The sequence below is a fragment of the Micromonospora sp. GCM10011541 genome (assembly GCF_042650725.1).
GTDB classification, from domain to species: Bacteria; Actinomycetota; Actinomycetes; order Mycobacteriales; family Micromonosporaceae; genus Micromonospora; species Micromonospora sicca.
In genome coordinates, this window is sequence record NZ_JBHSBP010000079.1 from 1 (window position 1) to 14,138 (window position 14,138).

Here is a 14,138-nt window from a genome sequence, read left to right on the forward strand (position 1 = left end):
AAATAGATGCAAAACGATGACCGCCGCGCCGGTGGCAGCCATCGTTTAACACCAGTCACCTAGCTAAGAGGTCCTAACAAAGTCGTACGACGTGTCGGTACGTGATGATGCAGGTGGCGAGGGCGAGGAAGGCTTCGTGGATGTCGTCGCGGCGTTCCCATCGGATGCGTAGCCGTTTGATGCCGTGGTACCAGGCGATCGTTCTCTTGATGACCCACCGGTACACGCCCAGGCCGGAGCGGTGGGGCTGACCTCGGCGGGCGATCCGCGGACGGATGCCTTTGGCGCGTACGGCCTTGCGGTACTTGTCGTGGTCGTAGGCGCGGTCGGCGAACAGTTGGTCGGGGCGCCGGCGCGGTCGGCCGCGCCGACCGCGTACGGGCGGGATCTTGTCGATCAGCGGGACGCGATGGCCCTGCCGTCGCCGCCAAGGCCATCGCCGACCTGCTACACCTGATCGGCACGTTGGTACGGCACGACGACCGGGCGTAGGGCTACCGGTGCGGGGGTCGGCAGCCAGCGGGGGGACTGCCGCCCCCGCCCGCGGGCGGTGCCGGTGCAAGAATCGCGGTTGCTGAGGCGGGGGCGCTACCTGCCCGTACTGAGCGAATCCATGGCGGCCCCGCGGAACGGCCTGTCGGCTTCTCGGTAGCCAGCGAGTCACGCCGTCACCCTGCCATCCGCACCCCTACAGCAAGGGGCGATCGTCGACCCGGATCCAGATGCCCCGCGGCCTTGTCCTACTCGGCTGGGCTGGCTTGCCGACGACGCAGCGTACGAATCCACCCTTGAGCGGTATGCCGGGGCACGTTGTAGTGATCGGCGACGGCCGCCACGCCGCCGGCCTGCTGGTACACGGACTCGAGATCACCCGGTGACCGGCGGTACACACGCTCCTTGTCCTTGGACGCCTCGCCCTTAGGGGTCTGCTTCCTTGTTTTCCGCCCGACGCTGGTCGCGTTGGCGCCCGCAGCGGCTTTCCGCTCACCCGCTCGGGTCGCGCCGGCGGCCGGCGCCTTCGCCCGCGACGCCTGCTGGGGAACAGCGACCTCGGCCGCGTCGCTCTTCACGGGGCTGGTCGCGGCCGGCGTATCGACGGTGGACGTGGTTGCGGTGACAGGCGCAGCCGCCTCGGTGTCGGCGACGGGCTCCTCGCCATCAACGGGTACGCCCTCAGCAGCGGGCGCGTCCTCGGCCGCGTCGGCCGGCGACACCGTGATCGCCTGCTGCCCGCCGACGGCAGGTGTGACCGCCTTCAGCAGCAGATCCAAGTCGACCGCGGGGATCAGGCCCGCGGTCAGCCCGTCCCCCTCACCGGCGCGCACCAGCAGTTCCGTGATGCGCGTGGCCGTTCCGTTCAACTCGACCGTCAGTGTGGTGGTCGCTCGACTGGGATCGTCTGCGGCGATGGTGATGGTGTATGAACTCACGGCTTGTCTCCAATGTAGGGCAAGGGTCTTGTCGCCTCCGCGCGAACCACCCGGCCGCTGGGGTCACCGCAACCGGTGCACCTCGCGAACGCGACAGGGACTTGGCCTTCCCCAATGCAGGGTCGGTCACCAAAAAGTAAAAGCTAGTAGAAGCTATCGCATGCCCGTGAGCTGCCACTTAACGCATCAGCCGAACCATGCCCCGGGCTGGGCCCGCGAGGGATCTACCGGTGGCCGTTCCAGCCGGGCGCTCCAACGCCCGCACTGCGCCGCGCGTTACTCCAGGTCGGGGACCAGGCCTGCCCGCAAGACCCGCACGTGGGTGGCAGGCGAGCGGCTGGGCGGGTGTCTGTGCTGAGTCGGCAGGCGGCACGATGTGAGGCGTGACCGCGCCAGCCCGCCCGCCACTTGCCGTCCTGGACGCGGTCCTTGAGCGGCTGACCTACGCCAACGAGGAGACGGGCTACACCGTCGCCCGGGTGGCCACCGATCGCAGTTCCGACCTGTTGACGGTGGTGGGGTCGTTGTTGGGGGCGCAGCCCGGGGAGAGCCTGCGGTTGTCGGGGCGGTGGTCGTCGCACCCGAAGTACGGGCGGCAGTTCGAGGTCGACTCCTACACCACCGTGCTGCCCGCCACCATCCAGGGCATCCAGCGCTACCTTGGCTCAGGCCTGGTCAAGGGCATCGGCCCGATGTTCGCCGAGCGGATCGTCGCCCACTTCGGCCTCGACACTCTCCGGGTCATCGAGGAGGAACCCGCCCGTCTGGTTGAGGTCCCCGGCCTGGGTCCGAAGCGCACGGCGAAGATCACCGCGGCGTGGGAAGAGCAGAAGGCCATCAAGGAGGTGATGGTCTTCCTGCAAGGCGTCGGGGTGTCCACGTCCCTGGCCGTGCGGATCTTCAAGAAGTACGCAGAGGCGTCGATCTCGGTGGTGCGCAACGAGCCGTACCGGTTGGCGGCCGACGTGTGGGGCATCGGCTTCAAGACCGCCGACACCATCGCCCAGGCCGTCGGCATCCCGCACGACAGCCCACAGCGGGTCAAGGCCGGCCTGCAGCACACCCTGTCGGAGGCCACCGACTCCGGCCACTGCTACCTGCCCGCCCCACAGCTCATCGCCGACGCCACGAAGATCCTGAACGTGCCCGGCAACCTTGTCGCCGGCTGCCTCGACGACCTGATCGCCGAGGAGGGCGTGGTCCGCGAGGTGCTGCCCGGCCCAGGCGGCGAGCCGGTGCCGGCGGTGTACCTGGTGCCGTTCCACCGCGCCGAGCAGTCCCTGGCCGCAGCGCTGCAGCGGCTGCTGGGAGTCCGCGCCGACCGGCTGCCTCACTTCACCGACGTCAACTGGGACAAAGCCCTCACCTGGTTGAAGGCCCGCACCGGCGCTGACCTGGCCGCGGAGCAGGAGCAGGCGGTCCGGCTCGCGCTCACCTCCAAGGTCGCCGTGCTGACCGGCGGCCCCGGCTGCGGCAAAAGCTTCACCGTCCGGTCGATCGTCGAACTCGCCGCCGCGAAGAAGGCCAAGGTGACCCTCGCCGCCCCGACCGGCCGCGCCGCGAAGCGCCTGTCGGAGCTGACCGGGCATCCCGCCGCCACCGTGCACCGGCTGCTGCAGCTGCGCCCCGGCGGCGAAGCCACCTACGACCGGGACAATCCCCTCGACGTTGACCTCCTGGTTGTCGACGAGGCCTCCATGCTCGACCTCATCCTTGCCAACAAGCTCGTCAAGGCCGTCCCACCCGGCGCGCACCTGCTCCTCGTCGGCGACGTCGACCAACTCCCCTCCGTCGGCGCCGGGGAAGTCCTGCGCGACCTCCTCACCGCCCCGGCCATCCCCCGGGTGCGGCTGACGCAGATCTTCCGCCAGGCCGCCCAGTCCGGCGTCGTCACCAACGCCCACCGCATCAACGCCGGCAAACCACCCCTCCTACAAGGGCTGAGCGACTTCTTCCTGTTCGCCTGCGACGACACCGACGCCACCGCCGCCCTGACCGTCGACGTCGCCTGCACCCGCATCCCCGCGCGCTTCGGCCTCGACCCCCGCCGCGACGTCCAGGTGCTCACCCCCATGCACCGCGGACCCGCCGGCGCGGGCGCCCTCAACGGGCTGCTGCAACAGCGCCTCACCCCCGCCCGCGACGGGCAACCGGAACGGCGGATGGGCGGACGGGTGTTCCGGATCGGCGACAAGGTCACCCAGATCCGCAACAACTACGACAAAGGCCAAGCCGGCGTGTTCAACGGCACCGTCGGCGTCGTCACCGCCCTGTCCGCCGAGGAGCAGACCCTGACCGTGCGCACCGACGAGGACGAGAGCATCGACTACGACTTCGACGAACTCGACGAACTCGCCCACGCCTACGCCATCACGATCCACCGCTCCCAGGGCTCCGAATACCCGGCAGTGGTCATCCCCCTGACCACCAGCGCGTGGATGATGCTGCAACGCAACCTGCTCTACACCGCCGTCACCCGCGCCAAGCAACTCGTCGTCCTCGTCGGCTCCCGCCGCGCCCTCGCCGCCGCCGTCCGCACCGTCGGCGCCGGACGCCGCCACACCGCCCTCGACCACCGAATCATCTGACACCAGCCAGTCGAACGGCGATCAGGAGCCCACCCGGATCACCCAGATACGCGGCCACATACCGGCGTGGCTGCACCCGAGCAAATCGACCCGCCACCTCCGCGAACAAGTCATCCAAGCCCCATCGCTACGCCCCTACAGCCTCGGAAACCCAACACGACCAGTCGACGAGCCAGCTCAGCACCGGTCGCGACACCGGGTTGCAGTACTAATACGAACAGGTGACCTCCGCGGTGGCTGGCCCGGCCGTGCGGGCTCCCGCGCTGATTCCTTCAGGTGATTCGCCAGCGTGCGGGACGCGATTGGCTGGAGCCGGAGCAGCCGCGCGGCCCGTGCCGCAGTACCGACGGAGGCATCATGAGTTCAGAGATCGAGCACCGGATAGAGACAACCAAGGGTCATCTGCAGGTCAACGAGTACCCCGGCGTGGGTCCCGCGATCGTGATGACGCACGGCTACCCCGACGACTCACGGATTTACCGGCGCCTGCTGCCGGAGCTCGCCGGACGGCACGTGGTCACCTTCGACTTCCTCGGGTACGGCCGATCGGGGCGTGAAGCGGCCTGGCCGCTCAATCCGGGCCAGCGGGAGGGCGAACTCGCCGCGGTCATCGACGGCCTGGCCCTCGACCGGCCCGTTCTGGTTGGGCATGACTCCGGCGGCCCCGTTGTCATCAACTACACGTTGAGCAACCCGGAGCGGGTCAGCCGGCTCGTGCTTCTGAACACCTATTTCGGCGAATCGCCCACACTCGGCTTTCCCGAGTTCATCCGGCTGCTCGCGGATCCAGCTTTCACGCCGCTGGCCGACGCGGTCCTCGCCGACCCGAAGATTCTGGGCTGGATGCTCAACTTCACCGACCGGCGATTGAATCGTGGGCCGACCGACCCGGAGGGTGTGGGAGCGACGGCGATCCTGCCGCAGTTCTACGGCGGCGCGGGGCAGCCGGACTCGATCGCGTCCGTCCGGGCCTGGACCGCCGAACTGTTCACCGATATCGGCTTGCAGGAGGCGCGCATCGCGGCGGGCGACCTGGCCAAGCTGGATGTTCCGGTTGTCGTGGCCTTCGGCGTGCACGACCCCTTCTTCAACCCCGGCGTCGCTAAGCATCTCCAGTCCCTGTTCGAACGGGCCGAGCGGCACACGTTCCAGGATGCGGCGCACTGGCCGCAATGGGATCAGCCGGCCGCCGTCGCCGCCGTACTCACCAGCGTCTGACACTGGAAAGGTTCGAGATGCCCACTCGTATCAGCCCGTACCTGAGCTTCAACGGCGACGCCCGCGAGGCGATGACGTTCTATCAGTCGGTCTTCGGGGGTGATCTGGAGATCGCGACGTTCGCGGACATGCGCTCGGCGCAGGACTCCTCACAGGACGACCTGGTCGCCCACTCGATGCTCAAGGGGGCGACCGGAACAGTGCTGTTCGCCGCGGACACGACGACGCCTCCGGACGGCGCCCCCGCGGGTGCCTTCTCGGTCGCCTTGGGCGGTGACGACGAGGCAGAGGTCACCGGCTACTGGGAGGGGCTCTCCGCGGGCGGCACAGTGACGACGCCGCTCGCCAGGTCGCCATGGGGTGCGCTCTTCGGCCGATGCGTCGACAAGTACGGCATTGCCTGGCTGGTGAACGTGACACCGGCCGGACCCGCCTGACCGTGACTCAGGCGGGGCAGTCGCCGGGTTCGTGGGCGAGGGAGAACTCCCCTGAGCGGATGGGCCTGCCGCATGCCTGGCAGAGCACCTCGGCGACGAACACCTGGCCGCAGACGTCGTGGATGAAGTCGACCGGCGGCACGTCGTCCTCGCGGTAGGTGTCGCCCCATCGTTTGAGCACGAGGATGACCTGCCCGAGGTCTTTGCCCTTCTGGGTGAGTTCGTACCCCGCGGTCGCGCCGTCCTCCGCCGACCGGGGACGCAGGATCCCGGATTCGGTGAGCTTGCGTAGCCGCGAGGAAAGGATGTCTCTCGGCGCCCCGACGGCTCTCAGGATCTCGGTGTACCGCGAGGCACCGAACGCCAGCGCTCGCACGATGTGCAGCGACCACCGGTCGTTGACCGCGTCGAGGGCGACGGACAGCGCATCCCGAGGTGGTTTGATTTTCAAACCAGATGCGGTAGCCTTCTTTTGGTTGGACATTCAAACCACTCTAGTCGAGGAAGCTCTCATGTCGTCACCCGATCCAAGCCCCACCAGGCCCCGGACCACCGAGCACGCGGCCTGGCTGGCCCTGGTCATCACCGGATTGATCATTGGCGGCGCGTTCATCGCTGTTTACGTCGGGCTTCAGCGGGATCCCACGCCCCAGCACCTGCCCATTGCAGTGGTCGGGTCCCAGCTCGCGACCGCGGCTCAGTCCGGCCTGGGAGACTCCGTCGAGGTCACCGAGGTCGCGAGCATCCAGGACGGCGCCGCCATAACGCGTGACGGAGACGCCATCGGTGTTCTCGGCGCCACCTCGCCGACGACACTGCGTTTCGAGTACGCCGGGGCCAGCGGCTTCAGTGAGAGCGGCGCCGCCCGGAAGCTCGTCTCCGGCCTGGCCGCCCACGCCGGATTCACCGTGCAGGAAACCGACATCGCGCCCCTGGCGGACTACGACAGCCGCGGTCTGTCGGCCTTCTACGTCGTCTTCGGCGTCACCCTCTCCTCGTTCGTTCTCGCGCAGGGCCTCACGGGCGCTGCCGCAAAGGTGCGCCTTCGTCACCGGCTGTACGCCATGGCCGGGTTCGCGGTCGCGATCGGCCTCGGCGCGGCCGCCATCGCCGGCCCGATCTACGGCTCACTGACGGCGCCGTTCCCGCTGCTGGCGCTCTCCCTCACTCTCCTTTCGCTCGCCAGTGCCTTCAGCACCAAAGCCCTGGGGGCGTGGCTCGGACCGGCCGGCATCGGCCTGGCCGTGCTGATCCTCACCACCGTCGGCAACGCGACCAGCGGAGCGACCATCGGATACGACCTGCTTCCCCGGTGGGCGCAGGCGGTCTCCGCGATCCTTCCGCCCGGCGCCGCCGTGCGAGCCGTGAACAAATACGGCTACTTCGACGGCTCCCACGCCGCGTGGTCCCTGGTGGTTCTCGCTGTCTGGTTCCTCGCCGGGCTCGGCCTGGTGCTGCTCCGGCAGCGACTGACCGAGCGGCGGACCACCACGGGCGCCTTGGGCCCGAACCTCGTCCAGCCAGAACTGACCACCCAGGAGGCATGATGACCGTCATCGAGGACTTGACCCGACGCAACGCCGACTTCGCCACCCATCGGTTCATCCCCGGGCTGCGAATCAATCCCTCGCGCCGCACGATGATCATCGGCTGCGTCGACCCGAGGGTGGATCCCGGCGTCGTGCTCGGGGTGGAGCTCGGGGAGGCGGCGATCATCCGCAACGTGGGCGGCCGGGTCACGCCCGCGCTGTTCAAAACCATGGCGATGCTCGGCCGGGTCGGAAAGGCCAACGGCGGCGGCCCGGGCAGCGACTGGAACCTCGTCGTGCTGCACCACACCGACTGCGGCATGACCGACCTCGCGGCCTTCCCCGGCCTGCTCGCCGAGTACTTCGAGATCCCCGCCGACCGGCTGCCGGACAAAGAGGTCAGCGATCCCCACGCCTCGGTCAAGGTCGATGCGGCCCTGCTCGCCGCCCCGGGATCGCCGGCACACGGGTGGCAGGTCTCCGGGCTCGTCTACGACGTCGAAACGGGGCTCGTCCAGGTCGTCGCCACCGATGTGTGACACCGGCGACGGCCACGGGCCGGTCGCCGCATCGGGTCCACGGCCGGCCGGCGGGCCGGCCGTGGACCCCATCACGCTCGCGCCGGTCGACGAGGTCACCATCACCACGCTGGTCGACAACGTCTACGACGCGTTGCTCGACGGCGACGACCGGGCCGTCCGCGCCCCGTTCAAAGCCGGCGTCGCGAGTGCGCCCCAATTCGAAGCAGGATCGACGACCGTCGGGCTGCGAGCCGAGCACGGTTTCGCCGCGCTCGTGACCGTCCGCCGCGGGAACACCACGACGACCTTGCTGTTCGACACGGGTCTGTCGCCCGACGCGATGGTCGTCAACGCCGAACGCCTCGGCGTCGACCTCACCCGGATCCAGGCCGTCGTGCTCAGCCATGGCCACTTCGACCACGCCGGCGGCCTCGCGGGCCTGGCCGGCAAACGCGGCACCCGAGCACTGCCGATGGTGCTGCACCCCCGGGTCTGGATCCGCCGACGGCTCGCCGTCCCCGGTGCTCCCGCCCAACAGTTGCCCACCCTGAGCAAGCGAGCCCTGACCGGCGAAGGGTTCGAGGTGATCGAACGGCGCGAGCCGTCGCTGCTCGTCGACGGGAGCGTCCTGATCACCGGGGAGGTCGACCGCACCACCGACTTCGAGCGCGGTATGCCGGCCGCCCACCAGGCCTGGAACGGCACCGCGTGGGAGCCCGACCCGCTGGTCGTCGATGACCAGGCGCTCGTGGTCAACCTGCGAGGCCGGGGCCTGGTCGTCCTCACCGGTTGCGGCCACGCCGGAGCCGTCAACATCGTCCGCCACGCCCAGCGGCTCACGGGCATACCGCGACTGCACGCGCTCGTCGGCGGATTGCACCTCGGCGGCACGGCCTTCGCACCGATCATCGATCGTACCGTTGAGGCGCTCCGCGAGGCCGGGCCCGATCTTCTCGTCCCGGGGCACTGCACCGGCTGGCGGGCCCAGCACGCGCTGGCAGCGGCGCTGCCCGACGCGTGGGTCCCGAGCAGCAGCGGCTCGGCCTACCGGCTCATCGCCTGAGCGGGCGCGCCGGAGGCTACCGGTCGCGAAGAAGCTCGGCTGTCTCGTACGGCAGGTCGGTCATGATTTCCCGTTCGGGGTGATCGACGGGCCGGCGCCGCGCGGCGCCGGCCCGTCGATCTCAGCTCTTGATGAAGTCGAGAAGTTCCTGGTTGAAGTCCTGCTCGAAACGGCCCACCAGGCCGTGCGGGGCACCCGGGTGCACCTGCAAAGTGGCGTTGGGCAGCAGCTTGATCGAGCGTTCGGAGGAGGCTTGGATCGGCACGATCTGGTCGTCGTCGCCGTGCGAGAGCAGCACCGGCACGTCGATGCCGCGCAGGTCCCCGGTCATGTCGGTCTCGGAGAACGCGGCGATGCAGTCGTACGCGGCCTTGAGCCCGACCGTCATGCTGATCAGCCAGAACGCGTCGCGGACGCCCTGTGAGACGTTCGCGCCGGGCCGGTTGTTGCCGTAGAACGGCTCGGCGAGACCGCGGTAGAACTCCGAGCGATCGCCGAGCCGGGCCCGCAGCTGGTCGAAGACCGCCATCGGAGCGCCGCCCGGGTCCTCGGCCGTGCCCAGCAGATGCGGGACGACCGCGCCGCGCAGCACCACCTTGGCGACGCGGGAGGTGCCGTGCCGGCCGAGGTAACGGACGACCTCGCCGCCGCCGGTCGAGTGTCCGACCAGGACAACGTCGCGGAGGTCGAGGGTGTCGACGAGCGCGGCGAGGTCGTCGGCGTACGTGTCCATGTCGTTGCCCGCCCAGGTCTGGGTGGAGCGGCCGTGCCCGCGACGGTCGTGCGCGATGCCCCGGTAGCCATGGTCGGCCACGATCTTGAGCTGGTTGTCCCAGATGTCGGCGTTCAGCGGCCAGCCGTGGCTGAAGACGATCGGCTGTCCGTCGCCCCAGTCCTTGTAGAAAATCTCGGCGCCGTCGGTGGTGGTGATGGTCGGCATGGCGGTTCCTTCCCCTGGTGGTTTGCCGCTTCAGGCAACCGCGACGGGCGCGCGGGCGGATCACCCGACCGGATCAGGACCTTCCCGGGGCCGGGAGGGGAGACCGCGCGGGGGCTAACCCGTTCAGATGAGGAGGGCCTGTCTGAGCAGCTCGTGGCGGAAGTGCAGGCGCCTCCCGTCGTCGGCGAGCAAGCCTTCGCGTACGAGGCGGGCGAGCGCGTCATGGTCCGGGAGCGCGCCGAGCGATTCGACAGTGAACGAGGGTCCGAGCGCTGCGGCGGCGGTGAGAAGTTCCTTGGCGGTCGACGGCAGTGAGCTCAGCATGTGCCGCACCGCCTCGGCCACTTGTCCCCGCGTCAGCGCCACGGCGAGCAGGGGGTTTCCACCCGCCTCGGGTACGGAGAGCGGCAACGGACCGAGAAGGATCTCGTGCACCGCGACGTCGTCCGCGATCGCGTCGAGGGGCAGCCGACTGGAGAACAGCCAGACGATGGCCGAGCTGACGAGCTGCGCGGGGAGGACGCGGAGGACGTACCGGGTGGCCGCGTCGGCCCACTGAAGGTCTTCGACGCAGATGAGGATCGGGGTGGCGGTGGCCCGTGCCCGCAGCTGGCCGGTGAGCCGGTCGACGAGCCAGATCGGGCGGGAGGCGTACGTTGCGAGCGCGCCGAAGTCGGCCTGCGACAGTACCGGCGCCGGTCCCGAGCGCAGGGCGGTCAGCAGAGGTGCGAGCGGTGCGATGCCGCCGGATTCCAGGGCCGCTGCCCGCCCGGTGGCGAAGCCGTCGCCGACCGCCCGCTCACGGAGCTCGGTGATGAACGTGGTCTTGCCGATGCCCGCCTCACCGGTGACCGCGACGACCGCGCCGATCCCGGTGGCCCGGGTTCCCTGCAGCACCTCGAGAGCGGTGTCGAGGTCCTCGCCACGTCCCAAAAAATCGGGCATCCCGTCATGTCCTGGAAACATGCCCCCAGCAGATCAGGGCCCGGTTTGCCGGGAATCACCTCAACGGATCAGCCAGTGGCGCGGCCGCGGCGGTCGCGGGCCGGTGGCCGCCTCCACGGTCTCATCCGTTCGCGTCGTGAGCTGGAGTAATGTGCGGCCATGAAGCGCTCGTCCGTCGGCCATCTACCCTGCTCGATCGCGCGATCCCTCGACCTCGTGGGCGAATGGTGGACGCCGGTGATCCTGCGCGAGATCTTCCACGGCCATCGCCGCTTCGAGGAGATCCGGGTCCAGACCGGGATCAGCCGCAACATCCTGACCGAGCGGCTCGGCGCGTTGCTCGACGGCGAGGTGGTCAGCCAAGAGCGGTACCAGGACCGCCCGGCCCGCTACGAGTATCACCTCACCGAACGCGGCCAGGAGCTGCTGCCGGTGCTGGTGGCGCTGATGCAGTGGGGCGACAAGTGGATGCCCGGCAGGCCGGAGCAGGTCGCCGTCCACGGGCCGGCGCAGCACCCGGTCCGCGCGGTCCTGACCTGCGTGGAGTGCGGCGAGGTCGAACCCGCGGACGGCCATTTCAGGGAGTCAGTCTCGTAACAAAACTGATAAGGTCCGCCCATGGCGGGGACCGAGCTTAGGGGCCGGGGCGCCGAGCTGTCCCGGGCCATCGCGGCGTTGCGGGCAGCGGCGCACACCGGGCAGGGCACGATCATTTTGGTCACCGGCGAGGCCGGGATCGGTAAGACGGCGATGCTGCAAGCGATCGCCGAGCAGGCGACCCGGCAGGGATTCGCGGCGGGGTTCGGCAAGGCCGAGGAGATGGACCAGATCGCGCCAGGCGCTCCGCTGCTGGTGGCGCTCCGCTCGGGCTCCCGCCCCCTGCTCGACAGTGACGGATTCACCAGGCTCGCGGATCTGTACGACCAGCACCTGTGGCTGGTCGACCGCATCGCGGCTCTGCTGGAGGAACTGGCGACACGAGGTCCGGTGCTGATCGCGATCGACGACGCGCAATGGGCCGACCGGCTGAGCCGCTTCGCGTTGCGCATCCTGCCCGGAAGGCTTGCCGGCTCCCCGGTGGTCTGGCTGCTGACCAGCCGCGAGGCGCACGGGCCCGCGATCGACGAGCTGACCTCTTCCGCCGTGGACGGCGTCCACGTGCACCGGCTGGAGCTCGGGCCGCTGGCATCATCCGACATCGAGCAGATGGCCGTCGCGCATCTCGGCGAGCTGCCCACCGGCCGGGCGTACGAGCTGCTGCGCGGGGTCGGTGGCAACCCCTTCCTGACTGTGCAACTGCTCGGCGGGCTCGCTCGGGAGAAGACCGACGGCCGGATGGAGGGCGGCGTCCCCGCCGGGTTGATCACCAGTACCCGGCGCCGGATGGCCGCGCTGTCGGCCGACGTGAGCGAGCTCGTGCAGCTCGCCGCGGTCCTCGGCCGGCCGCTGCCGGTCGAGGATGCCCCACGGCTGGCCACCGAGCCGCTCCGGACCGGATGGCTCGAGCTGGTCGTCGCCACCGGGCTGATGGTCGAGGCCGAGGCGCGCGTCGCGTTCCGGCACGACCTGGTTCGCGAGTCGGTCTACGCCGACCTGTTGCCCTCGCACCGGCGGTCGCTGCACCGGCGCTGCTGGCATTACCTGCTGACGTCCGGTCATGGGCCGATTGCTGCGGCGCCGCACGTGCAGGCCTGCGCCGTGCAAGGCGACCGAGAGGCTGTCGAGGTGCTCCGGCAGGCCGCTGCCCAGAGCCCGCCGGAGACAGCCGGAGACCTGCTTCGTAAGGCCCTGTGCCTGCTCGACCCGGCCGATCGGGAACGGTGCGAGGTCGGGCTTCAAGCTGTGGAAGCCCTGGTGCGCGCTCAGCGTCCGGCCGAGGCGATCAGCACCGCCGACCGGGTGCTGGCCGAGACGCCCAGCGTCGACGGCAAGGCTCGGATCCAGCTCGAGATCGCCCGCGCTCTCTGGCCCATGGGGCGACTCGCCGACATGGTGCGGCGTATCCGGGAGACCCTCGCGCTACCCGGGGTCTCCGAGAATCTACGAGCCCGGCTGACCGCTGTCGAGGCGCTGACCATGACCCGCACCGAGCCGGCCGCGATCGCGCTGGCCGCCGCCCGGGCCGCGCTGACCGAGGCGGTGCGGCTCGACGACCGGCTCGCCGAGGAGCTCGCCACCGAGGTCCTCGGCGAGGTCGCCCGCAACGAGGGCCGGCACGCTGACGCGCTCACCCAGTTCCGCCGCCTGCGGGAGCTGGCCGGCACCCGTTACCTCGGCGAGGAGATCACCGCGCTGCAGCTGCTGGACCGCTACGACGAGGCCGAGGAACTGCTCGCCGCCGCCCGGCGCAGCGACACCCTGCCGCCGTCCGTGCTGTTCGCCCAGATGTGGCAGGACTTCAACCTGAGCCGCTTCGACGACGCCGAGGCCGACGCCCTCACCCTGGTGCGCCTCGGCGACGACCTGGGCAACCACGCGTACGCGATCGAAGCCTGGATGATCCTCAGCTCCATCGCTCTCGGCCGCGGCGACCTGGACAAGGCGTACGAGTACCTGGCCCCCGCCGAGCGGCACAGCCAGGCCGACGACGACGTGCGGATGCCGGGCCTGGTGCTCATGCGGGGCTGGCTCGCCTCGGCGCGCGGCGAGGTCGCGGAAAGCGTACGCATCCTGAAGCCGCACCTGATGGCCGCGCGGGAGTCCCGCAGCTACTGGCCCTGGTGGCCGGGGTGGATGCGGGTCTTCACGCAGATCGGCCTCGCAGCCGGCGACGCCGAGTTCGTCGCCGAGGCGGTGGCGCTGGCCGCCATCGGCGCCGAGCGCAATCCGGGCGTGCGCAGCTTCGCGGGACTGGCGGTGCAGGTGCGCGGCGTCGTCGAAGGTGACCTGTCACTCCTCGCCCAGGCGGTCGAGATCCTGCGCGCGAGCCCCCGGCCGATGCTGCTGGCCAGCGCGCTGGTCGACCACGGTTTCGCTCTGCTCGACGCCGGCGAGCACCGGGAGGCCGTCGACCAGCTCGGCGACGCGTGGCACTTCTTCGACAAGGCCGGCAACAAGCCGGCCCTGGGTGCGCTGCAACGTGGCCTGCAGGCGGCGGGCAGCCGCCGCAAGCCCTGGGCGGCGGCCCCGGCCCGGCCGGTCAGCGGCTGGGGCGCGCTGACCGACAGCGAATTGCGGGTGGCCCGGCTGATCGGCGCCGGCCGCACCAACCGGCAGGCCGGCGCGGAGCTGGACCTTTCGCCCAACACCGTAGCCACCCACCTGCGGGCCGTCTTCGCCAAGCTCGGCGTCCGCTCCCGGGTGCAGCTCGCCAACGCCATGCACACCATGCCGGGATCCTTCGATGTGGCCGACGACACAGCCGTCGTACCGCTGCCCGAACTGGGCCGCTAGAAGCATTCCGAGCTGCGGGAACGTGGTCCCGCTGATCTGTTCGGGTGAGGCACTCGCCCGGTACGCGGCGACCG

The 14,138-nt window shown here is 70.1% G+C and carries 12 protein-coding genes and 1 pseudogene; 8 read left to right on the forward strand and 5 right to left on the reverse strand.

From position 1 onward, the window contains the following. Positions 1-73: 73 nt before the first annotated feature. Positions 74-406, reverse strand: a pseudogene (locus tag ACFOYX_RS29330) (transposase); the annotation flags it as partial. A gap of 334 nt (positions 407-740) precedes the next feature. After that, positions 741-1,430 carry a hypothetical protein gene (locus ACFOYX_RS29335; protein ID WP_322443590.1) on the reverse strand — a complete coding sequence of 230 codons (690 nt, stop codon included), beginning with the start codon at positions 1,428-1,430 and terminating at the stop codon, positions 741-743. 383 nt (positions 1,431-1,813) lie between these two features. On the opposite strand from ACFOYX_RS29335, the gene ACFOYX_RS29340 reads away from it, so the two are divergent. From ACFOYX_RS29340 to ACFOYX_RS29350, 3 genes are all read left to right on the forward strand, one after another. Beyond that, positions 1,814-4,018 (forward strand): ATP-dependent RecD-like DNA helicase, encoded by a 2,205-nt coding sequence (locus ACFOYX_RS29340; protein WP_322443589.1) that lies wholly within the window; start codon positions 1,814-1,816, stop codon positions 4,016-4,018. Positions 4,019-4,375: 357 nt separating this feature from the next. Further along, positions 4,376-5,236, forward strand: coding sequence for an alpha/beta hydrolase (locus ACFOYX_RS29345; RefSeq protein ID WP_322443588.1), 861 nt, complete (start codon positions 4,376-4,378; stop codon positions 5,234-5,236). Between the two features lie 17 nt (positions 5,237-5,253). Continuing rightward, positions 5,254-5,673 carry a VOC family protein gene (locus tag ACFOYX_RS29350; protein WP_109801910.1) on the forward strand — a complete coding sequence of 140 codons (420 nt, stop codon included), beginning with the start codon at positions 5,254-5,256 and terminating at the stop codon, positions 5,671-5,673. 7 nt (positions 5,674-5,680) lie between these two features. Here ACFOYX_RS29350 and ACFOYX_RS29355 read toward each other — a convergent pair whose 3' ends face one another. Then, a complete protein-coding gene (locus ACFOYX_RS29355; protein ID WP_161557829.1) occupies positions 5,681-6,124 on the reverse strand; it encodes a helix-turn-helix domain-containing protein in 444 nt (147 codons plus the stop codon). Between ACFOYX_RS29355 and ACFOYX_RS29360 the strand changes: the two genes are divergently transcribed. The 3 genes from ACFOYX_RS29360 to ACFOYX_RS29370 all read left to right on the forward strand — a co-directional run bounded on the left by ACFOYX_RS29360 (position 6,114) and on the right by ACFOYX_RS29370 (position 8,786). Further along, complete coding sequence (locus tag ACFOYX_RS29360) at positions 6,114-7,220, forward strand: hypothetical protein (protein WP_322443587.1); 1,107 nt, start codon at positions 6,114-6,116, stop codon at positions 7,218-7,220. The genes ACFOYX_RS29355 and ACFOYX_RS29360 overlap by 11 nt on opposite strands. Beyond that, on the forward strand, positions 7,220-7,741 hold the full coding sequence (locus ACFOYX_RS29365; protein ID WP_109801913.1) for a carbonic anhydrase: 522 nt from the start codon (positions 7,220-7,222) through the stop codon (positions 7,739-7,741). The genes ACFOYX_RS29360 and ACFOYX_RS29365 overlap by 1 nt, the downstream gene beginning before the upstream one ends. A 61-nt stretch (positions 7,742-7,802) precedes the next feature. Further along, positions 7,803-8,786, forward strand: a complete 984-nt coding sequence (locus ACFOYX_RS29370) for an MBL fold metallo-hydrolase (protein WP_201749657.1) — start codon at positions 7,803-7,805, stop codon at positions 8,784-8,786. 121 nt (positions 8,787-8,907) lie between these two features. Here ACFOYX_RS29370 and ACFOYX_RS29375 read toward each other — a convergent pair whose 3' ends face one another. Further along, positions 8,908-9,726 (reverse strand): alpha/beta hydrolase, encoded by an 819-nt coding sequence (locus ACFOYX_RS29375; protein ID WP_322443586.1) that lies wholly within the window; start codon positions 9,724-9,726, stop codon positions 8,908-8,910. Positions 9,727-9,849: 123 nt separating this feature from the next. Then, positions 9,850-10,671: an AAA family ATPase gene (locus ACFOYX_RS29380; protein ID WP_322443585.1), complete on the reverse strand. Its 822-nt coding sequence runs from the start codon at positions 10,669-10,671 to the stop codon at positions 9,850-9,852. Positions 10,672-10,830: 159 nt separating this feature from the next. On the opposite strand from ACFOYX_RS29380, the gene ACFOYX_RS29385 reads away from it, so the two are divergent. Beyond that, a complete protein-coding gene (locus ACFOYX_RS29385; RefSeq protein WP_109801917.1) occupies positions 10,831-11,268 on the forward strand; it encodes a helix-turn-helix domain-containing protein in 438 nt (145 codons plus the stop codon). 21 nt (positions 11,269-11,289) lie between these two features. Continuing rightward, positions 11,290-14,064: an AAA family ATPase gene (locus tag ACFOYX_RS29390; RefSeq protein ID WP_322443584.1), complete on the forward strand. Its 2,775-nt coding sequence runs from the start codon at positions 11,290-11,292 to the stop codon at positions 14,062-14,064. Positions 14,065-14,138: the final 74 nt, after the last annotated feature.

Excerpts from the sequence above, each read along its gene's own strand:
- ACFOYX_RS29345 (WP_322443588.1), top strand. The coding sequence starts at position 4,376 with ATGAGTTCAGAGATCGAGCACCGGATAGAGACAACCAAGGGTCATCTG.
- ACFOYX_RS29385 (WP_109801917.1), top strand. The coding sequence starts at position 10,831 with ATGAAGCGCTCGTCCGTCGGCCATCTACCCTGCTCGATCGCGCGATCC.
- ACFOYX_RS29375 (WP_322443586.1), bottom strand. The coding sequence starts at position 9,726 with ATGCCGACCATCACCACCACCGACGGCGCCGAGATTTTCTACAAGGAC.
- ACFOYX_RS29390 (WP_322443584.1), top strand. The coding sequence starts at position 11,290 with ATGGCGGGGACCGAGCTTAGGGGCCGGGGCGCCGAGCTGTCCCGGGCC.
- ACFOYX_RS29365 (WP_109801913.1), top strand. The coding sequence starts at position 7,220 with ATGACCGTCATCGAGGACTTGACCCGACGCAACGCCGACTTCGCCACC.
- ACFOYX_RS29380 (WP_322443585.1), bottom strand. The coding sequence starts at position 10,671 with ATGCCCGATTTTTTGGGACGTGGCGAGGACCTCGACACCGCTCTCGAG.
- ACFOYX_RS29350 (WP_109801910.1), top strand. The coding sequence starts at position 5,254 with ATGCCCACTCGTATCAGCCCGTACCTGAGCTTCAACGGCGACGCCCGC.